We start from the raw sequence: 25,984 nt of genomic DNA, 5'->3' as shown, positions 1-25,984 counted from the left end.
TACGCGCTCACTCGGGCACCTTCTCGGGACGCGGGTGCCCCCAGCCGGCCACCACCGCCACGACGGCCGCGGCGAGCACAGGCACGCCCGGTGGCGCGATCGGCGTGAGCGCCAGCGCGAGCAGGCACGAGGCCGCGGCCACCGCCTGCGCCCGACGATGCGCGAGCCGCGGCCACACGAGCGCGAGGAAGGCCGCCGCCGCGGCCGCGTCGAGCCCCCAGTCGGCGGGGTCGCCGATGCGCGTGCCGAGCAGCGCGCCCAGCACCGTGATCGCGTTCCACGCGACGAACACGCCCACGCCCGTCCACCAGAAGCCCGCCCGCCTCGCCTCGACATCCTCGGCGGGCTGCGCCAGCGCCACCGCGGTGGACTCGTCGATCGTCACCTGCGCGCCCCACGCCTTGCGCCACCCCCGCATCGGGCGCAGCACGGGCGCGAGCCCCACCCCGTAGAAGCCGTTGCGCAGTCCCAGGAAGGTCGAGGTCGCCACCGACGCCGCCGCGCCGCCGCCCGCGCCGATCACGCCGACGAACGCGAACTGCGAGCCGCCCGAGAACACGAGCAAGGACAGCGCCGCGGTCTGCCACACGTCCAGCCCGGCTGCGACCGACAGCGCGCCGAAGCTCAACCCGTACGCCCCCGTCGCGAGCGACACCGACAGCGCCTGCTGACGGGTCGCGTCGAGCCTCACGCCGGCCACGGGAGCCCGTCGCCCGCGGCGTCCGCCAGCCGGGGGAGCGGCGCGGAGGCGAGCGGCTCGCGCTCCAGCGCGGACGCATCGGCGACCCAGCGCGCGGCCTCCTCGCCGTCGTCGGTGTCGCGCGTGAGCCCGTGGTCGACGAAGCCGGCGCGCCGCGCCACCGCGCCCGAGCGCGGATTCGCGGGGTGGTGGAGGATCTCGACGGTGTCGGCACCGGCATACGCGAGCCCGACGCGCGCGAGCGCGACCACCGCCTCGGTCATGAGCCCGCGGCCCTCGTGCGCGGAGTCGATCCAGTAGCCGATCTCGAGCCCGTGCCGGTCGCGGAACGGGTGCAGGCCGATGCTGCCGACGTACGCCCCGCTCGAGCGCTCGAACATCCCCATGAGGAACTCGACGCCCGCCTCGTGGTTGGCGATGTTGAGCGCGATCTTCTCCGCGCGCTCCTCCGGGGTCTTCGGCTCGTCCCGGGCCCACGAGAGGTGCCGGACCAGGTGGTCGCGGTTCGCCGCGATGACGCGCGACACCTCCGGAGCGTCCTCGTGCCGGAAGCGGCGGATGACGAGCCGCTCGGTCTCGACCCGGGCGGGGACGTCCCACAGCGGCCACGCGAGCGTGGTCCCGTCCCCGTCGGCGAGCCGGGGCAGCGGGGACGATGCGGCGGGCTCGCGGGTGAGCGTCGCGAGGTCCGCGACCCACACGTCGAAGACCTCGTCGCCCCGCGCGGACGGGCCGGCCGCGTCGAAGCCGCAGCGCCGCGCGACCGCGTTCGAGCGGGTGTTCGCGGGGTCGCACCACAGCTCGACGCGCGTCGCGCCCGCGTACAGCAGCGCGGTCGCCGTGAGCGCGATCACCGCCTCGCTGACGAGGCCCTCGCCCTCGCGGTCGGCGCGGATCCAGTAGCCGATCTCGAGCGCGTCGGGACCCACCCGCGTGTGGAAGCCGGTGCCGCCCAGGTACGCGCCCGTCGCCCGGTCGAACATCCCGAGCGCGAAGTCCTCACCCGCGTCGAAGGCGGCCGCGAACTCCGCGACCTTGGCCTCGCGCTGCTCGAGCGTCTGAGGCTCGAACGGCGCCCAGGGGATGAACGGCAGCAGGTGGTCGACGTTCGCGAGGATCGCCTCGTGCATCGCGGGCACGTCCTCCGGCTCGAGGCGCCGCAGCACCAGCCGCTCGGTCTCGATGATCACGGGGACGCGCCAGGTCATGGCGTTCATCCTGGCACGCGGGCGCCGCGGGTCGGACGGGCGTCAGACGGGCCAGGGGATCTCGTCGCCGTCCGGATCGGCGAGGCGGGGAAGCGGCACGGACGTGAACGGCTCGCCGTCCAGGGTCGAGGCGTTCGCGGCCCACACCTCGAGCTCCTCGCCCTCCTCGTCGATCCGCACCCCCTGGTTGGCGTAGCCCGAGCGCCGCGCCACCGCCTTCGCCCGCCGGTTGGTGGGATCGCACCAGATCTCGACGCGCTCCGCGCCGGCGACCTCGAGGGCGACGCGCGTGAGCGCGAGGGCCGCCTCCGTGATGAGGCCCTCGCCCTCGCGATCCGCGGCGATCCAGTAGCCGATCTCGAGCGCATCCGCGCCGCGGTCCGTGTGCAGCCCGGCCCCGCCGATGAACTCCTCGGTGCCGCGCTCGAAGATCCCCATGGGGAACTCCTGGCCGTGCTGATGCAGCGCGATGCTGCGGGAGACCAGGACGGAGCGGACCTCGCCGGTCGAGGGCAGCGCCTCCGGCCAGGACAGGAAGCGGACCACGCGGTCCCGGTTGGCGGCGACGACGCGGGACACGTCCGCGGCATCGTCCGGCTCGTAGCGGCGCAGGATCAGCCGCTCGGTCTCGATGCGCGCCGGCACGTACCAGGACATGCCACCGATGGTGGCACGATCCGTGCGCGAACGGGCCGAGGCGCGGCGCGCGGGGGCGGGTCAGTCGACCGGCGCGGACTCGGCCGGCACGTACGTGACGAAGCGGTAGGACAGGCCCGACGACGAGACCGCGGGCTCCGTCGCGGCGGCGACGGCCCAGTCGTCGGGGACGAGGTCGGGGGCCCACGTGTCGCCCTCGACCACGGCGTCGATCTCGGTGATCTCGAGCGCGTCGGCGTGCGCGAGGGCCTCGGCGAACAGGCCGGCCCCGCCGATCACCCAGCGCTCCGCGTCGCGCGCGTGCTCCGCCGCGATCGCCAGCGCATCGTCCAGCGACGAGGCCCGGAACGCGCCCTCGGGGACGGCGCCCGACGTGACCACCACGTTGACCCGGCCGGGCAGCGGCCGGAAGCGCGGCGGCAGCGACTCCCATGTGCGCCGGCCCATGATGACCGCGTGGCCCCGGGTGAGGGCCTGGAAGTGCGCGAGGTCCTCGGGGAGGTGCCACGGCATCGTGCCATCGAGCCCGATGACCGGGCGGCCCGCATCGTCCCGCGCCTGCGCCCAGATCGCCTTGACCGTCACGGGCGGGTCAGACGGCCACGGGCGCCTTGATGCCCGGGTGGTGCTGGTAGTTCTCGATGACCACGTCGTCGATGTCGTAGTCGAGCAGCGAGTCCTTCGTGGCCAGCGAGAGCGTGGGGTAGGGGTACGGCTCGCGCGACAGCTGCAGCTCCACCTGCTCGATGTGGTTGGAGTAGATGTGGCAGTCGCCGCCGGTCCACACGAAGTCGCCCACCTCGAGGCCCGTCTGCGCGGCGATCATGTGGGTGAGCAGCGCGTACGAGGCGATGTTGAACGGCACTCCGAGGAACAGGTCCGCCGAGCGCTGGTACAGCTGGCAGCTGAGCCTCCCGTCCGCGACGTAGAACTGGAACATCGCGTGGCACGGCGCGAGGGCCATCGACGGCACGTCCGCCGGGTTCCACGCGGACACCATGAGGCGGCGCGAGTCCGGGTTGGTGCGGATCTGCTCGACGACCTCCGCGATCTGGTCGATGTGGCGGCCGTCCGGCGCGGGCCAGGACCGCCACTGGTAGCCGTAGACCGGGCCGAGCTCGCCGTCCTCGTCCGCCCACTCGTCCCAGATGGTGATGCCGCGCTCCTGCAGCCAGCGCACGTTGGTGTCGCCGCGCAGGAACCACAGCAGCTCGCCCACGATCGAGCGCACGTGCACGCGCTTGGTGGTGATGAGCGGGAAGCCCTGCGAGAGGTCGTAGCGCAGCTGGCGGCCGAAGACCGAGACGGTGCCGGTGCCGGTGCGGTCGCCCTTGGGGGTGCCGGTCGCCAGCACGTCGCGCAGCAGGTCCTCGTACGGGGTGGGGATGGTCACGGGGTCCAGGTTACGCGCGGGGAGGGACGATGCGGCGGCGGCACGACGGTCGCGGGCGCGCCTCAGAACCGGCCGACGGGAAGCAAGGCGCCCCCGCCGGCCGGTCCGGCACCCGTGTCAGCGCGCGCGCTTGCTTCCCGACGGGGTGAGCGTCAGGTCGAGCGTCGCCGTGTGCAGGTCCGGCAGGTCCGTGTCGCCCACCGTGTCGACCACGCCGGTGATGTCCGTCGCGGCCGAGACCGTGAACGTGATCCGGTAGTTGCCGGGCTGCGGGAAGTTGCCCTTCTGCCCCCAGTTGAAGCCGTACACCACCGACCCCAGCGAGTTGATCTCGGCGACCGCTGCCTCGTCCACGAGCGTGGTGAGGCTCCCGTCGGACTCCTTCCGGTCGATCGTGAGGTGGGCGTCGTTGTCCCAGACCCGCGTGAGCGTGTCCGTGAGCACGGTCCCGTCGGTGCCGTAGGTGGCAAGCCGGTCGATCTCGTCGGTCAGCTTCGAGACGAGGTAGCCGGTGGTGGTGGCGTCCGCGGGCGCGAACAGCCCCGCCTCGACGCGGATCACCTTGTTGGCCTTGAGCGCCGTCGTACCCGTGAGGTTGTCGCCCCAGTCGATCACGACGTCCGCCTCGGACGTCTCTGTGCAGCTGGCGCTCCATTCCGCCTTGGTCTTCTGCAGCCAGTAGCCGCCGACCGCGGCCTCACCGTCGTCGCCAGGCGCCTGCGGCGAGAGCGCGCATTCGACGCGAAGCGTCGGCATCGGCGAGTCCCCGTCCCCGGTGACGAAGATCGTCGGCGTCGACAGGTTGTTGCCGTACTCCGTATCGCCGACGCCCGGCGGCTTGCCGCCGCCTCCGCCGACACCGTCGGGCTTGCCCTGAGCGCTCGCCGGGGCCGCGAACGCCACGGCCGCAAGCGTCATCGCGATCGCAGCCACTGTTCTCCTGTGCATGTTCCCTCTCCTCCCGTGACGACGGTGAGGCACGCACGGCGGCTGCCACACCGCCTGCGACCGGCTCCGTTGCCCGGCCGCATACCCCCATCCCACGCCCACGGCACCGCGTGCCCGGGGACCAAGGTCCCGGTTGGCGCGATCGGGCTGGCAGATAGGGGTAGGCGGTCTCGAGGGTCCGGGCTCAGAACCGGCCGAGCCCCTTGCCGATCATCGAGACGCCGATGACGAGCAGCAGCACCGCCATGATGACCGCGTTGTTCCACGCCAGCCACGCGCGCAGCGAGTCGAGCGGGCCGCGCATCCGGTCCGCCGCGACGAGGTAGGCGATCACGGGCACCGCGACGGTCGAGGCGGCGAGCACGGTGAACACCGCGATGGCCGCCCCGGCGGTCCCGGACGGCATCCAGGCGAGGGTCCCCGCGCCGATGGCGAGTCCCGCGCTCGCGCACAGCACCAGGTTCTTGGGGTTGATCGCGGACATGAGGAAGCCGAAGCCGAGCGCGCGAGGCAGGGTGAAGCGGTCGATCGCGCCCATCCAGGCCGGCATCGCCGGCTCCTCGCCCTCCCGCGGGCGACCGCGCCAGCTGCGGACCGCGAGCAGGAGCAGCAGGGCTCCCAGCGCGAGCTGGGCGACGCCCACGGCCGCGACCGGCTCTCCGGTGCCCTCGGTGAAGGAGGCCGAGAGCGAGACGAACACGGTGGTCGCCACGAGGATGCCCAGCACCCAGCCGATCAGGAAGCCGACGCCTGTGACCCGCGCGCGCGGCGACAGGAGCATGAGGATCGCGGCGATGATCGGGATGGGGCTGACCGCCACGCCCACGGCCAGCGGCAGGACCTCTCCGATCACGGCTCCCATGCCTCCAGCCTACGGTTCGGGTCGTCGTCCTCACCAGATCTAGGAGGGACGATGCGCTGGATGCCGGAGCGTTTGCGGCGATGGTGCCGCGGGGCGAGCCTGGAGGGAGTCCCCCGAGATCCAGGAGCGCGCCATGCGCCAGAACGACCCCATCCCCGCCATCGAGGCGGCGCATGCGCGACACCTCGCGACGCTGCCCTTCGACGACACCCAGGACTTCGAGGACGCCGACCGTGGCTTCCTGGGCACCCTCGCCGACCCGGTGATCCGGGACGACGCGGGCGCCGTCGTGTGGGACCCGTCGAGCTACGACTTCCTCGCCGGCGACGCCCCCACCTCGGTGCATCCGAGCCTGTGGCGCCAGTCCACGCTCGCCGCCAAGCACGGCCTCTACGAGGTGGTCGAGGGCATCTACCAGGCGCGCGGCCTCGACCTCTCGGTGATGTCCTTCATCGAGGGCGACACCGGCGTCATCGTCGTGGACCCGCTTATCTCCAAGGAGACCGCCGCGGCCGCGCTCGCGCTCTACCGCGAGCACCGCGGCGACCGCCCCGTCACCGGGATGATCTACACGCACTCCCACCTCGACCACTTCGGCGGCGCGCTCGGCGTCGTCTCGAAGGCGGACGCCGCCGCGGGCCGGGTCCCGGTCCTCGCCCCCGAGGGGCTCGTCGCCCACGCCGTCGCCGAGAACGTCTACGCGGGCACCGCGATGGCGCGCCGTGCCGGGTACATGTACGGCGCCGCTCTCGCCCGCGGCCCGCAGGGCCAGGTGGGCGCCGGTCTCGGCCAGACCACGTCGACCGGCCACCCCGGCATCGTGGTGCCGACGCATGAGGTGACGACGACGGGGGAGCGGGTGACCGTGGACGGCGTCGAGCTCGAGTTCCAGATGGCGCCTGGGACGGAGGCCCCCGCCGAGTTCCACTTCCTCATCCCGCGCTACTCCGCGCTGTGCATGGCGGAGAACGTCACGCACAACCTCCACAACCTGCTCACGCTGCGCGGCGCGCTGGTCCGCGATCCGAACATCTGGGCGCACTACCTCACCGAGGCCATCGCCCTCTTCGGCGACCGCGCGGTCGTGATGTTCGCCTCCCATCACTGGCCCACCTGGGGGCGCGAGCGGCTCGTCGAGTACATCGGGATCCAGCGCGACCTCTACAAGTACCTCCACGACCAGACCCTGAGGCAGCTCAACAAGGGCCTCACGGGCGCCGAGATCGCCGAGGACTTCGCCATGCCGCCCGCGCTCGAGCGCGTCTGGGGCACGCACGGCTACTACGGCTCGGTGAGCCACAACGTCAAGGCGATCTACCAGCGCTACCTGGGCTGGTTCGACGGCAACCCGGCGCGGCTGTGGCCCCACCCGCCGCAGGCGCTCGCGCAGCGCTACGTCGCGGCCATCGGCGGCGTCGACCGGGTGGTCGATCTCGCCCGCGCCGCGTACGAGGAGGGGGACCTGCGCTGGGCGGCCACGCTGCTCGACCACGCGGTCTTCGCGGACCCGCGCCATGCGGCGGCGCGCGCGCTCTACGCCGACACGCTCGAGCAGCTCGGCTACGGCGCGGAGAACGGCACGTGGCGCAACTTCTACCTCTCGGGCGCGACCGAGCTGCGCGAGGGCACCTTCGGCACCCCGACGCAGACCGCGGCCCCCGACCTCGTCGCGCAGCTGACCCCCGAGCAGATCTTCGACGCGATCGCCATCACCGTGGACGGGCCCCGGGCCTGGGACCTCGACCTCGCGCTCGACGTGGTCCTCACCGACCTCGACCGGTCCTTCCGCGTCACGCTGCGCCACGGGGTGCTGGTGGCGGTCGAGCAGCCGCCATCGGGCGACGCGCAGGCGACCGTCAGCCTCGCGAAGCCGCGCCTGCTGGCCGTGCTCGCCGGCGACCGCGACGCGCCCGGGGTCGCGATCGCGGGCGACGCGTCGGCGCTCGACCGGCTCCTCGGCGTCCTCGACCCCGGCGACCCCGACTTCGAGATCGTCGTGCCGTAGGCGCACGGGCGCGCGGCACCTCCCGGGACGATGCGCCGGAACCCCCGCATCGTCCCCACCGGGACGCCGGGGTGAGCCCTCCCCGGTGCCACCGCGCGGTAGGTTGAGTCCCATGACTTCCTCCTCGCGACCGTTCGGCACGGTCCTGACCGCGATGGTCACGCCGATGCACGAGGGAGGCGCCCTCGACCTCGAGTCCGCCCAGGAACTGGCCAGGTACCTGGTCGCGCACGGCTCGGACGGGCTCGTGCTGTCGGGCACCACGGGAGAGGCCCCGACCACCCACGCCCCCGAGAAGGTCGACCTCCTCGCCGCGGTCCGCGAGGCCGTCGGCCCGGACGTCACGATCCTCACCGGCGCCGGCTCGAACGACACCGCGCACGCGGTCCGCATGGCCGAGCAGGGCGAGGAGGCGGGCGCCGACGGCATCCTCGCGCTCACGCCTTACTACTCCAAGCCGTCGCAGCCGGGCGTGGTCGCGCACTTCCGCGCGATCCTCGGCGCCACCGGCCTGCCCGCGATGCTCTACGACATCCCGGGCCGCACCGCGCTCGCGATCTCCGACGAGTCGTACGACGAGCTCGCGGCGCACCCGCGCGTCGTCGCCGTCAAGGACGCCACCGGCGGGGTCGAGGCCGCCAAGGAGCGCATCGAGCGCACCGGTCTGTCCTGGTACTCGGGCGACGACCCGCTCACCCTCGACTTCCTCCGGGCCGGCGCCGTCGGCGTCGTGTCCGTGTCGTCCCACGTGGTCGGCCGCGAGATCGCCGCGATGATCGCGGCGGACGACGCGGGCGACACCGCCGAGGCCGAGCGCCTCCACGAGTCCCTGCTCCCGGTGCACCAGGCCGTCTTCAGCGGCCCGGGCGCCACCAACGCGAAGTCCGCGATGCACTGGCTCGGCGTCATCCCGAGCCGCGCGATGCGGCTCCCGCTGCTTCCCAACACGCCGGCCGAGCACGACGCGCTGATCGCGCGCCTCGAGACCGCCGGCCTCCATCCCTGAAAAGAGAAGAATGAGCTTCAACCCCGACCTTCTGCCGCCGCCCGCCCTCGAACCGGGCACGCTCCGCGTCGTCCCGCTCGGCGGCCTCGGCGAGGTGGGCCGCAACATGCACGTCCTCGAGCTCGACGGCCGCCTGCTCGTCATCGACTGCGGCGTGCTGTTCCCCGAGGACCACCAGCCCGGCGTGGACCTCATCCTCCCGGACTTCGGCTACATCGAGGACCGCCTCGACGACATCGAGGCGATCGTCCTCACCCACGGCCACGAGGACCACATCGGCGCCGTCCCGTACCTCCTGCGGATGCGCCCCGACATCCCGATCCTCGGCTCGCAGCTCACGCTCGCCTTCGTCGAGGCGAAGCTGCGCGAGCACCGGATCTCGCCCCTCACCCACGCGGTGAAGGAGGGCCAGCGCGAGAAGGTCGGCCTGTTCGACCTCGAGTTCGTCGCGGTCAACCACTCGATCCCCGACGCGCTCGCCGTCTTCGTGCGCACCTACGCCGGCACGGTGCTCAACACCGGCGACTTCAAGATGGACCAGCTGCCGCTCGACGGCCGCATCACGGACCTGCGCGCCTTCGCCCGCCTGGGCGCCGAGGGCGTCGACCTCTTCCAGGTCGACTCCACCAACGCCGAGGTGCCCGGCTTCACAACCGCCGAGGTCGAGATCGGCCCCGTCCTCGACCGCCTCTTCGCCCAGGCCACCGGCCGCATCGTCGTTGCGTCCTTCGCGAGCCACGTGCACCGCGTCCAGCAGGTCATCGACGCCGCCGAGTCGCACGGCCGCAGGGTCGCCTTCGTGGGCCGGTCGATGGTGCGCAACATGGGCATCGCCGCGGACATGGGCTTCCTGCGCGTCCCCGAGGGCATCCTCGTCGACCCCAAGAAGGCCGACGACATGCCCGGCGAGAAGGTCGTCTACATGTCGACGGGCTCGCAGGGCGAGCCGATGGCCGCGCTCAGCCGCATGGCCAGCGGCGACCACAAGGTCACGGTGGGGGAGGGCGACCTCGTCATCCTCGCCTCGTCCCTCATCCCGGGCAACGAGAACGCCGTCTTCCGCGTCATCAACGGCCTCATGCGCCTCGGCGCGACCGTCGTGCACCAGGGCAGCGCCCGCGTCCACGTCTCGGGCCACGCGAGCGCCGGCGAGCTCCTGTACTGCTACAACATCCTGCGTCCCAGGAACGTCATGCCGATCCACGGCGAGGTGCGCCACCTGCTCGCCAACGGGCACCTGGCCATCCGCACCGGCATCCCGCACGACAACGTGATGTTCGCGGAGAACGGCACGGTCGTCGACCTCAAGGACGGCGTCGCGCGCGTCGTCGGCGCGGTCGAGGTGCACCACGTCTACGTCGACGGCTCGTCCGTGGGCGAGATCACCGAGACCGAGCTCAAGGACCGCCGCATCCTGGCGGAGGAGGGCTTCGTCTCCGTCTTCGCCGTGGTCGATTCGAGCAACGGCCGCGTGGTCAACGGGCCCGAGGTCCACGCCCGCGGCCTCGCCGAGGGCGACGCGGTGTTCGACGCGATCCTGCCCGACATCAAGAAGGCCATCGAGGAGGCCGCGCGCGGCGGCTCGACCGACACCCACCAGCTCCAGCAGGTCGCGCGCCGCGTCCTGGGCCGGTACGTCGGCACCAAGCTGCGCCGCCGGCCGATGATCGTCCCGATCGTCATCGAGGCGTAGCCCCCGCCCGCATCGTCCCTTTCGGGGGACGATGCGGGGGTTCGGCGGGGTGGCAACCCCGCCGTGTCGGTGCGGGGCGCTACCGTGCTGTGCCATGGCACAGACGCGACAGTCCCGACCCTCGACGAAGGCGCCGCCGTCCTCGCGGCGCGGCTCCTCGTCGAGCTCGCGCGCCTCCCAGGCCAAGCGCCGTCCCCCCGCCCTCCTGCGCGGCCTCGCCGCCGTCGGCCGCGGCACCGCGAACGCGGTCGGCTCCGGCGTGCGCGGCATCGGCCACGGCGCGCGCGACGTGCCGCCCGCCGTCCGCCGCGACGGCATGGCGATCACGCTGCTCATCCTCGCGATCCTCATCGCCGCGCGCGAGTGGTTCCAGCTGCCCAGCTGGGCCGGCACCGCGATCCACTTCGTCGGGGCCGGGCTCTTCGGCATCCTCGCGTACGGCCTCCCGGTGGTGCTCCTCGTCATCGCGGTGCGGCTCATGCGCGCGCCGCAGGAGGAGAACACCAACCACCGGATCACGCTCGGCGCGCTCATGCTCGCCGTCACCGTCGACGGCATCATCCACATCGCGCACGACCGCCCCAGCCCGTCCGACGGGCTCGAGGGCATCCAGGACGCCGGCGGCATCCTCGGCTTCGGCATCGGCACCCCGCTCGCGGCGCTCGTCACCGCGCCGCTCGCGGTCGTCGTGCTCGTGCTGCTCGCGCTGCTGTCGGTGCTCATCATCGCCGGCATCTCGATGCGCGAGGCGGCCGCATGGGTCGCGGAGGTGAGCCGCAAGGTGCGCCACGACGGCGCGTCGGGCGACGACGACGCGCTCGACCTGCCCGAGCACCGCACGCTCGAGCGCCCGGGCGACCCGAAGGCCAAGGAGCCCAAGGAGCCCAAGCACAAGCGCCGGGGCCGCGCCAAGCGCCTCATCGAGCGTGCGCTGCACGGCGACCCGCCGCCCGAGGACGCTCTCGACTCGTACGAGGCGGACGAGGCCTTCGCCCACGCCGCGACCGTGGACCACACGGACTTCGACGCGATCATCGACCCCGAGGCGTCGCGCCGCGCCGTCACCGAGCAGATCTCGCCGTACGAGATGGCCGAGGACGTGCCGCCGTGGGACCCCGCTCCCGCGCCCGCGCCCGACGACGCCGCCACCCAGGTCATCGACGTCGCGGGCGAGGAGGCCGACGACGCGCACCTGCCGCCCGTCACGCACCTCGTGCCCCAGGGGGAGCAGGGCGAGCTCGAGGACTCGACCCCGTACGTGCTGCCCGCGCTCGAGATCCTCGCGAAGGGCGCGCCGCACAAGGAGCGCTCGGCCGCGAACGACCGGGTGGTCGCGTCGCTGCGCGACGTGCTCGAGCAGTTCGGCGTCGACGCCGAGGTCACCGGCTTCACCCGCGGCCCGACCGTGACGCGCTACGAGGTCGAGCTCGGCGCGGGCGTCAAGGTCGAGAAGATCACGCAGCTGAGCAAGAACATCGCGTACGCGGTGGCCAGCGCCGATGTGCGCATCCTGTCGCCGATCCCCGGCAAGTCCGCGATCGGCATCGAGATCCCCAACGTCGACCGCGAGACCGTCGCGCTGGGCGACGTGCTGCGCTCGCCCGTCGCGGCCCGCAACGACCACCCCATGGCGATCGGCATCGGCAAGGACGTCGAGGGCGGCTACGTCATGGCGAACCTCGCCAAGATGCCGCATCTCCTCGTCGCGGGTGCGACGGGCGCCGGAAAGTCGTCGTTCGTCAACTCGATGATCACGTCGATCCTCATGCGCGCCACCCCCAACGAGGTGCGCATGGTGCTCGTCGACCCCAAGCGCGTCGAGCTCACCATCTACGAGGGCATCCCGCACCTCATCACGCCCATCATCACCGACCCGAAGAAGGCCGCGCAGGCCCTCGAGTGGGTGGTGAAGGAGATGGACATGCGCTACGACGACCTGGCGCTGTTCGGCTTCAAGCACATCGACGACTTCAACAAGGCGGTCCGGGCCGGCAAGGTCAAGCCGCTGCCCGGCTCCGAGCGAAAGATCAAGACGTACCCGTACCTGCTCGTGATCGTCGACGAGCTCGCGGACCTCATGATGGTCGCGCCGCGCGACGTCGACGAGTCGATCCAGCGCATCACGCAGCTCGCGCGCGCCGCCGGCATCCACCTCGTGCTCGCGACGCAGCGCCCGTCCGTCGACATCATCACCGGCACGATCAAGGCCAACGTGCCGTCGCGCCTGGCCTTCGCGACCTCGTCGCTCGCGGACTCGCGCGTCGTGCTCGACATGCCCGGCGCGGAGAAGCTCATCGGCCAGGGCGACGCGCTCTTCCTGCCGATGGGGGAGTCGAAGCCGATGCGTGCCCAGGGCTCGTGGGTGTCGGAGTCCGAGATCCACGCGGCCGTCGAGCACGCCAAGCGTCAGGCCGACCCCGAGTACCGCGACGACGTCGTGGTGGTGCAGCAGAGCGCCGTCGTGGACGCCGACATCGGCGACGACCTCGAGGATCTGCTCGCCGCCGCGGAGCTCGTCATCACCACCCAGCTCGGGTCCACGTCGATGCTCCAGCGCAAGCTCAAGATGGGCTTCGCCAAGGCCGGCCGGCTCATGGACCTGCTCGAGACCAGGGAGATCGTCGGACCGTCGCAGGGTTCGAAGGCGCGTGACGTATTGGTCACACCTGACGAACTCGCCTCCACGCTTGCTGTCCTGAGGGGCGACTCTGGCGCTACGGTGGGCACGACCACGGCACACCGCGAGCCAGAGGACGGGGAATGGGTGGAGTCCTAGAGCTCTTCGCGCAGCCGGCCTTCGTCGCCGGCGTCGGCGCTCTCCTCATCCTGCTCGCGCTCAACGCGTTCTACTTCTTCTGGCGGTCCGGACGCGAGCGCGAGGCCCGCGACCGGGCCCTCGCGCAGGAGCGTGCGCTGCGCCGCCAGTTCGAGGCCGTGATGACCTCGTCGCGCGACGGCGTCATCATCGTCACGCAGACGGGCGAGGTGGCGCTGGTGTCCGACACCGCGTGCGCGATCCTCGGCCTGCGCCAGGGCGAGTCGGTGGGCACGCCCCTCGCGCGGCTGCCCATCCGCGCGGTGGACGCGCACATGCGCCCCCTGGTCCCCGGCGCGGCCTTCGCCCGCACCGAGGACGGCCGGCCCCGCGTCATCGGCGTCCCCGGCCGCCGCGGCGCCGACGACATCCGCTGGCTCCACGTGCGCGCGCGCCCGGTGGACGATGCGGCGGACGGCCGCCCGCTCACGATCGTCACCGTGATGGACACCACCGGCCTGCGGGAGGCCGCCGAGGCGCTCAGCCGCTCCGACGCGCAGTTCCGCCGCGCGATGGAGAACGCGCCCACCGGCATGGCGCTCATCGACCTCGAATGGCGCCTCATGGAGGTCAACCGGGCCTTCGCGGAGATGATGGGCTCGACGGTCGCCGCGCTGCGCGGCACGCCGTTCAGCGCGCTGTCCCACCCGCAGGACCTCCACGCCGAGCGCGACCAGCTCCAGCGCCTCTACGACGGCCACCAGAACCACTTCTCGGTCGAGAAGCGCTACGTCAAGGCCGACGGCAACGTCGTGTGGGCCGTGCTCGACGTCGGCCTCGTCCGCTACGCGGGCGGCGCCCCCGACCACTACGTCGCGCAGGTGCGCGACACCACCGAGGTGCGCATGCGCTCGGAGCTCATGCAGCACCGCGCGATGCACGACCCGCTCACCGGACTGGCCAACCGCAACCTCTTCAACGAGGTGCTCGGCGACCTGCTGGCCCAGCCCGACGCGGACTCCCGCGTCGGCGTCATCGCGGTGGACCTCGACGGCTTCAAGGGGCTCAACGACCGCTTCGGCCACGCGATCGGCGACAACGCGCTGGTCCACGTCGCCGGCGTGCTACGCACCGCGACCGGCGGCCGCGGCACGGTCGCGCGCCTCGGCGGCGACGAGTTCGTCATCGCCGTGCAGGACACGGACTGCTCGAAGGCGCTCTTCGAGATCGCGGCGGCCATCCACGACGGGCTGCGCGCGCCGCTCGGCGTCAAGCGCCACCAGATCCAGCTCGCCGCGTCCCTCGGCATCGCAATGGCGGACGAGGACACGATCGCCGGCGGGTCCGCGGCCCTGCTGAGCGCCGCCGACGCCGCGATGTACCGCGCCAAGGCCGCCGGCAAGAGCCGCACCGAGGTCTACGAGCCCTCCATGCGGATCGCCGACGACAACCAGACCGCCCTCGCCGCGGAGCTCGCGCGCGCGATCGAGAATGGCGACCTGGTGCTCCACTACCAGCCGATCCTCGAGCTCGCGACGCGCACCGTCGTCGGCTACGAGGCGCTCGTGCGCTGGCAGCACCCCACGCGCGGCCTGCTGCTGCCGGGAGCCTTCCTGCCGCTCATCTCCGACCGCGGTCTCGCCTCGACGGCCGGCGCCGCGCTCGTCGAGCAGGCCGCCCAGTTCCTCGAGCGCTCGCCCTCGGACACCGTGTGGGTGTCGCTCAACGTTTCCGCCGACCAACTCGGCGACTCGGCCTTCGCGGACGGCGTGCTCGCCGCGATCGGGCGCCACCACCTCAGCCCGCAGCGCGTCGTGGTCGAGCTCACGGAGGCCTCGCTGGTCAACCCCAACACCCGCATCCGCCACGAGCTCACCGAGCTGCGCAACGCGGGCGTGCCGATCCTCCTCGACGACTTCGGCACCGGCGTCTCGCCGCTGTCGTACCTGCGCGACCTGCCCGTCTCGGGCGTCAAGCTCGACATGTCGTTCGTCGCCGGCATCCCCGAAGACCCGGCCGGCGCGCGCGTGTCCCGCGCGCTCGGCGCCCTCGCCCGGGAGCTCGGCCTCGCGACCATCGCGGAGGGCATCGAGACCGAGGCGCAGGCCCAGTTCCTCGCGGACTGCGGCTGGCGCTACGGCCAGGGCTGGCTCTTCGGCGTCGCCCAGCCCGCCGCCACGGCGCTGTCCCAGCACCCGCACACCGGGACGAGCCTCATCGACCCGCGCCCCGCGGAGCCCGACCCGGTTCTCGGCGACCGGTAGCCGGCGTCGCTCAGCGGCCGCCGCGCTCCAGCGCCGACGCTCTCAGCTCGTCGTCGATCGCGCGCGCGACCGCGGTCAGCCGCTCGACGACCGCGGCGGTCTCGAGACGCGTCGCATGCGCCGGCGCGGCGACCTCGAGAGCGGCAGGGAGCCCGTACACGCCCCGGACAGGCACCGCGATCGACCGCGCGCCCTCGGCCCACCCGCGGAGCCGCGTCTCGCGCAGCGCCGCCTCGGCGGCCGGCTCCCACTCGGCCTCGGGCCGCAGGCTCAGCAGCACCCGGCCGAGCGCGCCCGCCTGCGGTGGGATGTCGTCCGCGGTCGCGGCGGCGTCGTCGCCGCCGTGGGCGCCGGATCCCACGACGCGGACGACCTCGCCGCCGGCGAGCACCGCGGCCGCGACGGGCGCGCCGAGCTCGCGGGCAAGCCTGTCCAGGTGGGGTCGCGCGACCGCCGCGAGCCCGAGCGCCTCGCCGCTCGCCGCTGGCGCCGGGCCGCGCACCGGCGGCTCCTCGCCGTCGTGCGCTCGTCGGTCCGGGGTCATGGCGGGCCGTCGACCTAGCCGTCCGCCGCGGGGGCGCTGAGCCACGCGGCGACCACGTCGCCGATGATCCGGCGATGGTGGTCGCGCAGCGCCGGGTCCAGCAGGTCGCGATCGAAGAGGTGGCCGAACGTGTGGCGGTTGGCCACCTGGAAGAAGCAGTACGAACTGATGACGAGGTGCACGTCGAGCGCGTCGACGTCGTCGCGGATGGTGCCCTCCGCCCGGCCCCTCGCGAGCACGCCGTCGAGGATGCCGAGCGCGTCGCGGTTGACCTCCCGCAGCGACCCGAGCCGCGAGATGTACTCGCCATGGTGGATGTTCTCGATCGACACCAGCCGGATGAAGTCCGAGTGCCCGAGGTGGTGGTCGTACGTGAGCTCGGCGAGCCGCCGCACCGCCTCGAGCGGGGGGAGGTCGCCGGGGTGCAGGTCGCGCTCGGCGGCCCGGATGCCCCGGTACGCGTTCTCGAGGACCGCGAGGTAGAGCTGCTCCTTGGAGCCGAAGTAGTAGTAGATCATCCGCTTCGTCGTGCGGGTGCGCGCCGCGATGTCGTCGACGCGCGTGCCGGCGTAGCCCGATGTCGCGAACACCTCGGTTGCCACGGTGAGGAGCTCGGCCCGGGTGCGCTCGGCGTCGCGCCGTCGCGGCGTCGTCTCGGTCACGGCGTCAGCCTACCGATCCGCCGCATCGTCCCCCGTGCACCCGGCGCGCTCATGCGCCCGCCAGGATGCGTCGGGGGTTTGCGACCATGAGGGTGTCGAGGGTCGGCTCGTCGACGCCGGCCGCGCGCAGGCGCGGCAGCACCGTCGTCGACAGGTGGTCCATGCGCCACCGCGGCGTCGCCCGCGCCCGCCACGACGGGGGAGTGACGCGCGAGAACACCGCCGCATCGTGCGACAGGACGATGCGCGGGGCGTAGCCGCGCTCGAGGAGCGCGAGCAGGGTGGAGAGCCGGACCTCGTCGGACTGCACGTGCTCCATGCCGAAGCGGTCGAAGCCCAGGTAGGAGCCGCGGTCCGCGAGCCGCAGGAGGTAGTCGAGGTCGTCCGTGTCGCCGCAGTGGCCGATGACGACGCGGTCGAGGGGCACGCCCTGCGCGGCGAGCGCGTCCTGCTGAGGCAGCCCGCCGTGGGAGGCCGCGTGCGAGTGGGTCATGATCGGTGCGCCCGTCCGCCGATGCGCCGCCGCGGCCGCGGAGAACACCCGGGACACATCGGGGGTCATGCCCGCGACGTCCGAGACCACCTTGACGACCGCCGCGCGGACGCCGGTGCCCGCGATGCCGTCCTCGAGGTCGCGGACGAAGAGCTCCTCGAGCGGATCGGCCCCCGCGAGGAGCCGGCCGGGCCCGTGGGTGCCGAAGAACGGCGGCAGGACGTGCGTCGCGTACCAGCCCGTCGCCGCGACGACCCGGACGGGCCCGCCCTCCGCCGCGCGGCGCACGCGTGACACGTCGCGGCCGAGACCGGGAACCGTGAGGTCGACGACGGTGTCGATGCCGAGCGCCGCGAGACGCGCGAACGTGTCGCGCGCCGCTTCGACCGCGGCCTGCTCGTCCCACTCGGGGTGCGGCAGGTCGCGGTCGAGCTGCGGGTCGAGGACGAAGACGTGCTCGTGCATGAGCGTGGTGCCGAGCTCGTCGCCCGGCACCACGCCCGTCACGGTGGGCACGTCGTGCGCCATGGTGGGTCTCGCGATCAGCCCGCGGTCGCCCGCATCGCCTCGTAGACCTCGAGGGACTCGCCCGTGAAGGTCTCCATGAAGAAGGCCTCGGCCTTCTCGGAGAACGCGTCGCGGTCGACGTCGTCGACGATCTCCCACTCGTCGCCGTTGCGCCACTCCTCGAGCGTCACCTCCTCGTCCTCGGCGACGCACGCGGTCACCTCGGTCACCGCCATCTCGACGGCAGAGGTGAGCGCCTCCTGCTGCTCGGCCGACAGCTCCTGCCAGATCGGGCTCATGATCACGAGGTTGGTGTTGAGCTGGTGGGCGGACAGGCTGAGGTAGTCCTGCACCTCGGCGAAGTTCTGCGCCACGATGTTCGTGATCGGGTTCTCCTGGCCGTCGACGGTCCCGTTCTGCAGCGCGAGGTAGAGCTCCTCGTACGCGACCTCGGTCGCGGTCGCGCCGAGCGCCTCCGCGTTGAGGAGGTACTGCGGCGAGCCCGGGAAGCGCATCCGGACGCCGTCGAGGTCCTCGGGCGTGCGGATCGGGGTGTCGACGGTCGTGAAGTGGCGGGCACCCGCGGACCAGACGCCGAGCGTCTGCACGCCGGTCGCCTCCGCGAAGCCGTCCACCAGGACCGACGACTCGTCGCTCGCCATGAACGCGGCGAGATGGTCCGGGTCGTCGAAGCCGAACGCGGCGTCCATGACGCTGATCGGCTCGTACACGGCGCCGAGCGCGGAGGCGCCCTGGATGTCCATGTCGATGTCGCCGGAGACGACGGACGCGATGCGGTCCGCGTCGCCGCCCAGCTGGCTCGCCGGGAAGATCTCGATCGTGAGGCCGACGTCCGCGGCCTCGACCTCGTCAGCGATCACCTGCGCGCCGCAGCGGTGCTGCGGCTGGTCCTCGGTGTAGCTGTGCGCGAGGGTGATCTCGATCGTCTCGGTGGTCTCCATCCCGGCGTCCGCGGTGCCCGACTCCTCGTCGGTGCTCCCGCCGTCGCCGCTGGAGCATGCGGCCAGCACCAGGGCTGGTGCGGCCGCGAGGGCGATCCACGTCGATCGCCGGGCTCGTGTTGCGGTCATTCTTCCTCCCCTTTCCTGTGGCCCCGCGACGCGGGGCTCCCGTCCGCCTCGGCGGCGATCAGGTCCTCGAGATCGGCGAGCATCGCCCGCCGATCCGCAGCTTCTCCGGTGAAGATCTCGAACGCGTCGGCGGCCTGGTGCATGGCCATGCCGGTGCCGGCCATCACCCGGCACCCGCGCTCGCGCGCCCCTGCGAGGAGCGCGGTCTCGACCGGGCGGTAGACGATGTCGGCGACGAACATGCGCGCGTGCAGCAGCGCGACGTCCACGGCGGCGCCCGGATGCGCCGCCATGCCCATGGGCGTGGCGTTGACGAGGCCGTCCGCGTCGGCGAGCAGCGCCGGCAGCTCGGCCATGGTCGCCGCGCGCGCGTCGGACGCCTCGGCGAGCGCACTGGCGCGCCGCTCGTCGGCGTCGACGATGACGAGGTCCGCCACCGCGCGGTCGAGCAGCGCCCGCGCGACCGCGGCGCCCGCGCCGCCCGCGCCGAGCAGGACGACGAGGTCGCGGGCGCATCCCGCGAGGGCGTCATCCATCGCGGCACCGAAGCCGGTGACGTCCGTGTTGTGGCCCACGGCCCGGCCGCCGTCGAACACGACCGTGTTGACGGCTCCCACCGCGGCGGCGCCGGGGGAGAGCGCGTCGAGCGCGCCGAGGACGGTCTGCTTCGCGGGGTGGGTGATGTTCAGCCCGTCGAAGCCCAGGCGACGCGCCGCGTCGAGCAGCGCGTCCATGCCGGCGGGCGCCGCCTCGGCCGCCGTGATCTCGATCGTGCGGTACACGTAGCTCATGCCGTGGCGCGCGCCCTCGAGCTCGTGCAGGGCCGGGGACAGCGAGGGGGCGATGCCCTCGCCGATGAGCCCCACGAGGACGGAGGGGCGGCGCGCGGCTGCGGTCGTCATAGCCCGAGCACCCCCGGGAGCCACAGCACGGAGGCCGGGACGAGGATGATGACGAGCACGATCAGCGCGATCGGCACGATGAACGGCAGGGTGCCGCGGAACACCTCTCCCACCCGCGTCCGCGAGACCGAGGCGGTGACGAAAAGCACCGTCCCGACCGGCGGGGTCAGCAGCCCGATCATGAGCGACAGGATCAGCACGACGCCCATGACGATCGGGTCGACGCCGAACTGCGCGGCGATCGGCAGCAGGATCGGCACCACGAGGACGAGGATCGCGGTCGCGTCGATGACGGTGCCGAGGATCAGCATCATGATGGCGGACAGGAGCAGGAACATCGTGGGGCTGCTCGTGACGGAGAACGCGAGCTCGGTGAGCAGCTGCGGCAGCCGCTCGCGGGCCAGGATGTAGCCGAGCAGGGACGCGGTCGCGACGATGAGCATGATCCCGGCCGTGGTGGTGACCGCGTCCTTGAGCGCGTCGACGAAGCCGCGGAACGAGAGGGACCGCTGGAGCAGCCCGACGACGATGATGAAGACGACGCCCACCGCCGCCGCCTCGGTGGGCGTGAAGTAGCCGCCCAGGATGCCGCCGAGGATGATGACCGGGGCGAGCATCGGCAGGAGCACGCCCTTCGCGGACTCCCGCAGCTCGTGCGCGTCGAAGTCCCCGGACGTCACGGTCTCGCGGCGCCGGACCAGGATGTAGACGACGATGCACAGGCCCACCGCGATCGCGAAGGCGGGCACGACGGAGGCGGCGAACAGGGCGCCCGTCGACACCGCGGCGAGGCCCGCGAAGATCACCGCGGGGATCGAGGGCGGCATCACCGGCGCGACGAGCGAGGACGATGCGGACACGCCGGTCGCGAACCGGCGGCTGTAGCCGTGGCGCAGCATCGCGGGGATCTGCACCTTGCCGAGCGCGGCCGCGTCGGCGACCGCCGAGCCGCTCATCCACGAGAACGCGAGGCTGGTGCCGATCGACACGTAGCCGAGGCCGCCCCTGACGCGGGCGAGGAGCGCGAGCGCGAAGCGGAAGAAGCGCTCGGCGATGCCGGCGTGGTTGGCCAGCGTGCCGAGCAGCACGAAGAGCGGCACCGCGAGCAGCGGGAAGCTCGCCGCGGCGTTGGTGACGTGGCGCAGGGACATGCCGGTCGACTGGCCGATGGTCGCCATGTAGACGAGCGACGGCCCGAGGAAGGCGAAGGCGACCGGCACGCGCAGGTGCAGGAGCACCGCGATGGCGAGGGCCATGAGGGCGAGCGTCACGCGGAGGCCTCCTCGGACTCGGTGGTGTCGCGCAGCACGGGACCGTGCAGCGCGACGTCGACGGCGGCGACCGCGGCGCGCACCGTGATCGACACGGCGCCCAGCAGCACGGGGACGTAGACCCACGACATGGGGAGGCGGAGCACGGGCGACTTGATGATGCTCTGGGTGTCGACGAGCGCCCAGGCCTCGACCGTGAGCCCCACGCCCGTGGCCGCGACCACCGCCATGGCGAAGACCTGGACCGCGCGCACCACCATGGGGTGGGGGATCGCGTCGGCGATCTCGAGCGTGATGTGCCCGCGCATCGTCACGAGGAGGCCCGCGACGATGAACGTGAGCCACACGAGCGAGAACCGCGAGACCTCGCCGGTCCATGCGATCTGGTCGATGGGCAGGTAGCGCTGCAGGGCCTGGTGGAACACCAGCACGAGGATGGTGAGCATCGCGAGCGCGCCGAGGGTGAGCTCGATGGCGGCCATCACGGCTCCGATGCGGCGCACCGCATGGAACGGCTGTCGACCAGCGTCGTTGTCGGTCACGAGACGTCCTTGTCTCCTCCGTGGGGCGCCGCGGGGCCGGCGTCCCGATGTGAACGTACCGGTGATTACATTAGCCGCGCAAGGGTCGTGACCGGATTGTCACCAATCTATGTACCGTCTGTTACATTGCCGATATGCGCACCTCGATCGCGACGGTCTGCCTCTCCGGGGGGCTGGTCGAGAAGCTGCACGCGTGCGCCGAGGCGGGCTTCGACGGCGTCGAGATCATGGACTCGGACCTCGTGGCGGCGCACGAGTCCCCGGAGGAGATCCGCGCGTTGTGCGACCGGCTCGGGCTGCGCATCGAGATGTTCCAGCCCTTCCGCGACCTCGAGGGCGTCGACGACGCCACCTTCGCGGACAACCTGCGCCGCGCGGAGGCCAAGCTCGACGTGATGGCACGGCTGGGCGCGGACCTGCTGCTCGTGTGCAGCAACGCCGGCACCGCGACCGTCGACGACGACGAGGTGGCCGCGCGGCAGCTCGCCGCGCTCGCGGACCTGGCCGCGCCGCGCGGCGTCCGCATCGCCTACGAGGCGCTCGCGTGGGGGCGCTACGTCGACGACTACCGCCACGCGTGGCGCCTCGTGCAGCGGGCGGACCGCCCCAACCTGGGCACGTGCCTCGACAGCTTCCACATCCTCTCGCGCGGCCACGACCCGGCCGGGATCGAGGAGATCGACGGCGACCGCATCTTCTTCCTGCAGCTCGCGGACGCGCCGGCGCTGCGCATGGACGTGCTGTCGTGGAGCCGCCACCATCGGCTGTTCCCGGGCGAGGGTTCGTTCGACCTCACCGGCTTCCTCGCGCACGTGCTGCGTGCCGGGTACGCCGGCCCGCTGTCGCTCGAGGTCTTCAACGACACCTTCCGCCAGACCGACGTCGTGCGTACCGCGGCGCACGCCCGGAGGTCGCTCACGTGGCTCGCCGACCGCACGGCCGCGCGCGAGGGATGGGCGGAGGACCGTCTCGAGGATCCCCAGCCCGCGCGCGGCGTCGACTTCGTCGAGATCGCGGGCGAGCGGCTGGACGAGGTCGACCGCGTCCTCGACCAGCTCGGCTTCACCTTCCGGGGCCGCCACCGCAGCAAGCCCGTGCGGCTGTGGAGCGCGGGCGAGGCACGCCTCATCCTCAACGAGCAGCGCCAGGACGACGAGCCGGCGCTGTCCGCCATCGGGCTCACCGTGGACGACGCCGAGGCGGCGGCCTCCCGGGCGCGGGCGCTCGGCGCCCCCGCGGTGTTCCGCCGCACCTATGCGGGCGAGCAGGAGCTGCCCGCCGTCGCCGCTCCGGACGGCACGGAGGTCTACTGGAACGACCGGCCGGACGACCGGTCGTGGATCGGCGAGTTCGTCGGCGGCGAGGAGGTCGACCGCCCCCTCGCCGGCGTCGTCGACCACATCAACCTCGGCTACCGCTGGCAGGACTTCGACGAGGCGGTGCTCTTCGCGAGCTCGGTGCTGTCGCTCGCCACGGAGTCGACCGAGGACGTGCCCGGACCCGTCGGGCTGCTGCGCAGCCAGGTGATGCGCACCGCCGACGGCGTCGTGAGGGTCCCGATCAACCTCGCACCGTCGGGCGCGCCGGCCCCCACGCGGCACGTCGCGATCCGCTGCGACGACGCGCGCGCCGCCGCCCGCCGGGCGCGTGCGGCAGGCCTCGCCTCGCTCGCCGTGCCGGACAACTACTACGACGACCTCGAGGCGCGCTTCGGGCCGTCGCTCGACCCCGCGCTGCTCGACGAGCTGCGCGAGCTCGGCCTCTTCTACGACCGCGACGCGGGCGGCGAGTTCCTCCACTTCTACTCGCCGATCGTCGGCGGGGTCTTCGTCGAGATCCTCGAGCGCCGCGGCGCCTACGACGGCTACGGGGCGGCGAGCGCGCCGGTGCGGCTCGCGGCCCAGCGCAGCCGCCGCTGAGGCGCGCGGCTCAGGCGGAGGTGCGCGGCACGAGGACCACGTCGTCGGCGAGCGGCTCGACCGGGTTCCAGCGCTGACGCGCCTCGTCGCCCACGGCGCCGCGGACCGCCGCGAGCCGGCTGCTCACGTCGGCGGCCGACAGCGTCCCCACCCCGTCTCGGATGTCCGTGAGGGCGTGCACGGCGTGGCGGCCGAGGCGGTCGACCGTCGTGGGGGTCCACGAGGCGTCGACCCCGACCGCGCCGTCCGGGTCGACCGTGAACGTCGCCGACAGCAGCACGCCGTTGGACGTCGCGGCGATGCAGCACTGCGTGCCCTGGTTCGACAGGAAGTTGCCGAGCCCGAAGGCCGTCCACATGCCGTCGCCCGACGGCCCGCCGGGGAGCAGCTCGATCGGCTGGGGTACGTGCGCGTGGTGGCCGACGTAGAGGTCCACCTGGCCCGACTCCGCGATCTGCGTGGCGATCGACCGCTGCGCGTCGGTGGGCTCGGTGCGGTACTCGACGCAGCAGTGGACCGAGGCGATCACCACGTCGGCGCCCTGCTGGCGGGCCTTCCTGGCGGCCGCGATGATCGGCGCCGCGTCCGCATCGTCCGCGTCGAAGAGGTCGACCTGCCACGGCGACGCGACGGGCATGCCGTTGGTGCCGTACGCGAAGCTGATGTTGGCGACGGTGACGGTGCGGTCGCCGGCGGTCACCTCGTACATCGCGGTGGTGGCCGCCTCCTTCTTGGTGCGCGCGGAGCCGGAGTGCTGGAGGCCGGCCGCGTCGAACGCGTCGAGCGTCGCCTCGACGCCCGCGGTGCCGCGGTCGACGGTGTGGTTCGACGCGGTCGAGCAGCCGTCCCAGCCCACCTTCCCGAGGTCCCTCACCAGCTGCTTGGGGGCGGAGAACAGGGGGTAGCCCGAGGGCTCGATCCCCGCCGGCGACACCGGCACCTCCATGTGGCACAGCGCGAGGTCCGCGCCCTCGATGTAGGGCTGCACGCCCGCCATCAGCGCGGCGAAGTCGTAGCCGTCCGCCGTGCGCGCCGAGTCGTTGACGGGGGTGTGAGGGAGGACGTCGCCCGCCGCGACGAACGTGAAGCGCACGGGCTCGGGTTCGGGCTCGACCGTCGCGGTCGGGCTCGGCGCGGGGGTGGACGATGCGGACGCGGCGGGGGTCGCATCGTCCGCCTTGACGGCGGCGACGGGGGAGGCGGCGGGCTCGGCCGCCGAGACCGCCGTCCCTCCGAGGTCGCGCGCCCCCACCAGCCCGACGGCGGCACCTGCCACGAGGGCGACGAGCGCCACCGCGACGAGCCGGGTCGCGCCCGGCGTGCGGGCATGGCCGTGACGGTCGTGGCGGGGCATGCCACCAGTATCGCCGCCCCACGGAGGGTCCCGGTCACGGCCCGCCGCGACGTCGGCGGGACGGTCGGCGCATTAAGGTGTGTGCGTGACTTCCGCAGTTCCCAACGTGCTCACGGTCGCGCGCCTCGTCATGGTGCCGGTGGTGCTCGTCCTGCTCGCGCTCGACGCGGGGGAGGAGGGCCCGCTCCGGTGGTGGGCGCTCGCGCTGTTCATGATCGCGGCGGCCACCGACTTCTTCGACGGCTACCTGGCGCGCCGCTGGGGCGTGGTGAGCCCGTTCGGCAAGCTCGCGGACCCCATCGCGGACAAGGCGCTGGTGCTCGGCGTCCTCGCGGTGCTCGTCGTGGTCGACGGCATCCCGTGGTGGCCCGTCGCGATCATCGCGGTGCGCGAGCTGTGGGTGACGGTGGGCAGGCTGCTCGTCGCGGCCGGCACCGTGATCCCCGCCTCGCCCGGCGGCAAGGTCAAGACCATGGCGCAGCTCCTCGCGATCTGGCTCTACCTCATCCCGGGGGCGCCCGCGTGGGTCGACACCGCCGCGTGGTGGGTGCTGCTCGTCGCCACGGCCCTCGCGCTCGTCACCGGCATCGACTACACGGTGAAGATCGTGCGCGCGGCGCGCGAGCAGCGCGCCGAGGGCCATGCCGCTGCCTGACGAGGTCGTCGCCCGCCTGCGGGAGCTCGGCGTCACGGTCGCGACCGCCGAGTCGATCACCGGCGGCGCGGTGTGCTCCGCCCTCGTGTCCGTGCCGGGCGCCTCCGCCGTCGTGCGCGGCGGCATCGTCGCCTACACGGCCGACATGAAGGCACGGCTCCTCGGCGTCGACCCGGAGGTGATCCGGGAGGCGGGCCTCGTGTCCGACGACGTGGCCGAGGCGATGGCACGGGGCGTGCGCGACGCGACGGGCGCGACCCTGGGCGTCGGGACCACCGGCGTCGCCGGACCGGAGCCGCACGACGGGTGCAGCCCGGGGTGCGTGTGGGTCGCGGTCTCGGGCCCCGCGGGCGAGGCGAGCACGCGCCTCGACCTCGCCGGCGACCGCGCCGCGGTGCGCGCCGGGACCGTCGACGCGGCCCTCGCCCTGGTCCTCTCGTCCCTTGCGGGAGATGTCACATTGCTGTAACCCCCTCGCGACCGGGACGGAACAAGGGTGGGGTATGGTGCGTTGTGTCAGCATGGACAAGGGACGCATGACGACGATGAGGGG

At 73.0% G+C, this 25,984-nt stretch carries 23 protein-coding genes; 8 read left to right on the top strand and 15 right to left on the bottom strand.

Going from position 1 to position 25,984, the window contains the following annotated elements; all coding sequences use genetic code 11:
• Positions 1–7 precede the first annotated feature (7 nt).
• The 7 genes from AOM07_RS08995 to AOM07_RS08965 all read right to left on the bottom strand — a co-directional run bounded on the left by AOM07_RS08995 (position 8) and on the right by AOM07_RS08965 (position 5,768).
• Positions 8–691: an AzlC family ABC transporter permease gene (locus AOM07_RS08995; RefSeq protein ID WP_228374420.1), complete on the bottom strand. Its 684-nt coding sequence runs from the start codon at positions 689–691 to the stop codon at positions 8–10.
• Complete coding sequence (locus AOM07_RS08990; protein WP_062312960.1) at positions 688–1,908, bottom strand: GNAT family N-acetyltransferase; 1,221 nt, start codon at positions 1,906–1,908, stop codon at positions 688–690. The genes AOM07_RS08995 and AOM07_RS08990 overlap by 4 nt, the downstream gene beginning before the upstream one ends.
• A gap of 42 nt (positions 1,909–1,950) precedes the next feature.
• A complete protein-coding gene (locus tag AOM07_RS08985; RefSeq protein ID WP_062312959.1) occupies positions 1,951–2,565 on the bottom strand; it encodes a GNAT family N-acetyltransferase in 615 nt (204 codons plus the stop codon).
• A gap of 60 nt (positions 2,566–2,625) precedes the next feature.
• Positions 2,626–3,150 carry a dihydrofolate reductase gene (locus AOM07_RS08980; protein WP_062312958.1) on the bottom strand — a complete coding sequence of 175 codons (525 nt, stop codon included), beginning with the start codon at positions 3,148–3,150 and terminating at the stop codon, positions 2,626–2,628.
• A gap of 7 nt (positions 3,151–3,157) precedes the next feature.
• Positions 3,158–3,958 (bottom strand): thymidylate synthase, encoded by an 801-nt coding sequence (locus AOM07_RS08975; protein ID WP_062312957.1) that lies wholly within the window; start codon positions 3,956–3,958, stop codon positions 3,158–3,160.
• Positions 3,959–4,075: 117 nt separating this feature from the next.
• Positions 4,076–4,891, bottom strand: a complete 816-nt coding sequence (locus AOM07_RS08970; protein ID WP_062312956.1) for a hypothetical protein — start codon at positions 4,889–4,891, stop codon at positions 4,076–4,078.
• A 199-nt stretch (positions 4,892–5,090) separates the two neighbouring features.
• Positions 5,091–5,768, bottom strand: a complete 678-nt coding sequence (locus AOM07_RS08965) for a GAP family protein (protein ID WP_062312953.1) — start codon at positions 5,766–5,768, stop codon at positions 5,091–5,093.
• Between the two features lie 133 nt (positions 5,769–5,901).
• Here AOM07_RS08965 and AOM07_RS08960 point away from each other — a divergent pair, with 133 nt between their 5' ends.
• From AOM07_RS08960 to AOM07_RS08940, 5 genes are all read left to right on the top strand, one after another.
• Complete coding sequence (locus AOM07_RS08960; RefSeq protein ID WP_062312951.1) at positions 5,902–7,773, top strand: alkyl/aryl-sulfatase; 1,872 nt, start codon at positions 5,902–5,904, stop codon at positions 7,771–7,773.
• 112 nt (positions 7,774–7,885) lie between these two features.
• Positions 7,886–8,779: a 4-hydroxy-tetrahydrodipicolinate synthase gene (gene dapA, locus AOM07_RS08955; protein WP_062312948.1), complete on the top strand. Its 894-nt coding sequence runs from the start codon at positions 7,886–7,888 to the stop codon at positions 8,777–8,779.
• 10 nt (positions 8,780–8,789) lie between these two features.
• Complete coding sequence (locus AOM07_RS08950) at positions 8,790–10,472, top strand: ribonuclease J (protein ID WP_062312946.1); 1,683 nt, start codon at positions 8,790–8,792, stop codon at positions 10,470–10,472.
• Between the two features lie 94 nt (positions 10,473–10,566).
• Positions 10,567–13,248 (top strand): FtsK/SpoIIIE family DNA translocase, encoded by a 2,682-nt coding sequence (locus AOM07_RS08945; protein ID WP_084830215.1) that lies wholly within the window; start codon positions 10,567–10,569, stop codon positions 13,246–13,248.
• Complete coding sequence (locus AOM07_RS08940) at positions 13,233–15,491, top strand: putative bifunctional diguanylate cyclase/phosphodiesterase (RefSeq protein WP_082101653.1); 2,259 nt, start codon at positions 13,233–13,235, stop codon at positions 15,489–15,491. Before AOM07_RS08945 ends, AOM07_RS08940 begins: the two co-directional genes overlap by 16 nt.
• 10 nt (positions 15,492–15,501) lie before the next feature.
• Here AOM07_RS08940 and AOM07_RS08935 read toward each other — a convergent pair whose 3' ends face one another.
• The 7 genes from AOM07_RS08935 to AOM07_RS08905 are packed head-to-tail and all read right to left on the bottom strand — an operon-like array spanning position 15,502 to position 21,503.
• Positions 15,502–16,035 carry an IclR family transcriptional regulator gene (locus AOM07_RS08935; RefSeq protein ID WP_062312944.1) on the bottom strand — a complete coding sequence of 178 codons (534 nt, stop codon included), beginning with the start codon at positions 16,033–16,035 and terminating at the stop codon, positions 15,502–15,504.
• 14 nt (positions 16,036–16,049) lie between these two features.
• A complete protein-coding gene (locus AOM07_RS08930) occupies positions 16,050–16,697 on the bottom strand; it encodes a TetR family transcriptional regulator (protein WP_062312942.1) in 648 nt (215 codons plus the stop codon).
• 49 nt (positions 16,698–16,746) lie between these two features.
• On the bottom strand, positions 16,747–17,706 hold the full coding sequence (locus tag AOM07_RS08925; protein ID WP_228374419.1) for a phosphotriesterase family protein: 960 nt from the start codon (positions 17,704–17,706) through the stop codon (positions 16,747–16,749).
• A gap of 26 nt (positions 17,707–17,732) precedes the next feature.
• Positions 17,733–18,788 (bottom strand): DctP family TRAP transporter solute-binding subunit, encoded by a 1,056-nt coding sequence (locus tag AOM07_RS08920; RefSeq protein ID WP_062312937.1) that lies wholly within the window; start codon positions 18,786–18,788, stop codon positions 17,733–17,735.
• Positions 18,785–19,690 (bottom strand): shikimate dehydrogenase, encoded by a 906-nt coding sequence (locus AOM07_RS08915; RefSeq protein WP_062312934.1) that lies wholly within the window; start codon positions 19,688–19,690, stop codon positions 18,785–18,787. Before AOM07_RS08915 ends, AOM07_RS08920 begins: the two co-directional genes overlap by 4 nt.
• Positions 19,687–20,961, bottom strand: a complete 1,275-nt coding sequence (locus tag AOM07_RS08910) for a TRAP transporter large permease (protein ID WP_062312933.1) — start codon at positions 20,959–20,961, stop codon at positions 19,687–19,689. The genes AOM07_RS08915 and AOM07_RS08910 overlap by 4 nt, the downstream gene beginning before the upstream one ends.
• Complete coding sequence (locus AOM07_RS08905; RefSeq protein ID WP_062312930.1) at positions 20,958–21,503, bottom strand: TRAP transporter small permease; 546 nt, start codon at positions 21,501–21,503, stop codon at positions 20,958–20,960. The genes AOM07_RS08910 and AOM07_RS08905 overlap by 4 nt, the downstream gene beginning before the upstream one ends.
• Before the next feature lie 134 nt (positions 21,504–21,637).
• Between AOM07_RS08905 and AOM07_RS08900 the strand changes: the two genes are divergently transcribed.
• Positions 21,638–23,422, top strand: a complete 1,785-nt coding sequence (locus AOM07_RS08900; RefSeq protein ID WP_062312928.1) for a sugar phosphate isomerase/epimerase and 4-hydroxyphenylpyruvate domain-containing protein — start codon at positions 21,638–21,640, stop codon at positions 23,420–23,422.
• A gap of 10 nt (positions 23,423–23,432) precedes the next feature.
• Here the strand turns inward: AOM07_RS08900 and AOM07_RS08895 are convergent, their stop codons facing one another.
• Positions 23,433–24,776 carry a CapA family protein gene (locus AOM07_RS08895; protein WP_062312926.1) on the bottom strand — a complete coding sequence of 448 codons (1,344 nt, stop codon included), beginning with the start codon at positions 24,774–24,776 and terminating at the stop codon, positions 23,433–23,435.
• Between the two features lie 85 nt (positions 24,777–24,861).
• On the opposite strand from AOM07_RS08895, the gene pgsA reads away from it, so the two are divergent.
• Together pgsA and AOM07_RS08885 are read left to right on the top strand one after the other, a co-directional pair.
• Complete coding sequence (gene pgsA / locus AOM07_RS08890) at positions 24,862–25,431, top strand: CDP-diacylglycerol--glycerol-3-phosphate 3-phosphatidyltransferase (RefSeq protein ID WP_228374418.1); 570 nt, start codon at positions 24,862–24,864, stop codon at positions 25,429–25,431.
• Positions 25,418–25,900, top strand: a complete 483-nt coding sequence (locus AOM07_RS08885) for a CinA family protein (protein ID WP_062312924.1) — start codon at positions 25,418–25,420, stop codon at positions 25,898–25,900. Before pgsA ends, AOM07_RS08885 begins: the two co-directional genes overlap by 14 nt.
• Positions 25,901–25,984: the final 84 nt, after the last annotated feature.

Origin of the sequence: Demequina rhizosphaerae (assembly GCF_000971255.1) — a bacterium.
In the GTDB taxonomy this organism is placed as follows: domain Bacteria; phylum Actinomycetota; class Actinomycetes; order Actinomycetales; family Demequinaceae; genus Demequina; species Demequina rhizosphaerae.
This window is presented reverse-complemented; position numbering and strand designations above follow the sequence as displayed.

Bases quoted from the DNA above. Each gene is read 5' to 3' on its own strand.
- AOM07_RS08990 (WP_062312960.1), bottom strand. From the start codon at position 1,908: ATGACCTGGCGCGTCCCCGTGATCATCGAGACCGAGCGGCTGGTGCTG.
- AOM07_RS08985 (WP_062312959.1), bottom strand. From the start codon at position 2,565: ATGTCCTGGTACGTGCCGGCGCGCATCGAGACCGAGCGGCTGATCCTG.
- AOM07_RS08965 (WP_062312953.1), bottom strand. From the start codon at position 5,768: ATGGGAGCCGTGATCGGAGAGGTCCTGCCGCTGGCCGTGGGCGTGGCG.
- AOM07_RS08960 (WP_062312951.1), top strand. From the start codon at position 5,902: ATGCGCCAGAACGACCCCATCCCCGCCATCGAGGCGGCGCATGCGCGA.
- dapA (WP_062312948.1), top strand. From the start codon at position 7,886: ATGACTTCCTCCTCGCGACCGTTCGGCACGGTCCTGACCGCGATGGTC.
- AOM07_RS08950 (WP_062312946.1), top strand. From the start codon at position 8,790: ATGAGCTTCAACCCCGACCTTCTGCCGCCGCCCGCCCTCGAACCGGGC.
- AOM07_RS08945 (WP_084830215.1), top strand. From the start codon at position 10,567: ATGGCACAGACGCGACAGTCCCGACCCTCGACGAAGGCGCCGCCGTCC.
- AOM07_RS08940 (WP_082101653.1), top strand. From the start codon at position 13,233: ATGGGTGGAGTCCTAGAGCTCTTCGCGCAGCCGGCCTTCGTCGCCGGC.
- AOM07_RS08935 (WP_062312944.1), bottom strand. From the start codon at position 16,035: ATGACCCCGGACCGACGAGCGCACGACGGCGAGGAGCCGCCGGTGCGC.
- AOM07_RS08920 (WP_062312937.1), bottom strand. From the start codon at position 18,788: ATGACCGCAACACGAGCCCGGCGATCGACGTGGATCGCCCTCGCGGCC.
- AOM07_RS08915 (WP_062312934.1), bottom strand. From the start codon at position 19,690: ATGACGACCGCAGCCGCGCGCCGCCCCTCCGTCCTCGTGGGGCTCATC.
- AOM07_RS08900 (WP_062312928.1), top strand. From the start codon at position 21,638: ATGCGCACCTCGATCGCGACGGTCTGCCTCTCCGGGGGGCTGGTCGAG.
- AOM07_RS08895 (WP_062312926.1), bottom strand. From the start codon at position 24,776: ATGCCCCGCCACGACCGTCACGGCCATGCCCGCACGCCGGGCGCGACC.
- AOM07_RS08885 (WP_062312924.1), top strand. From the start codon at position 25,418: ATGCCGCTGCCTGACGAGGTCGTCGCCCGCCTGCGGGAGCTCGGCGTC.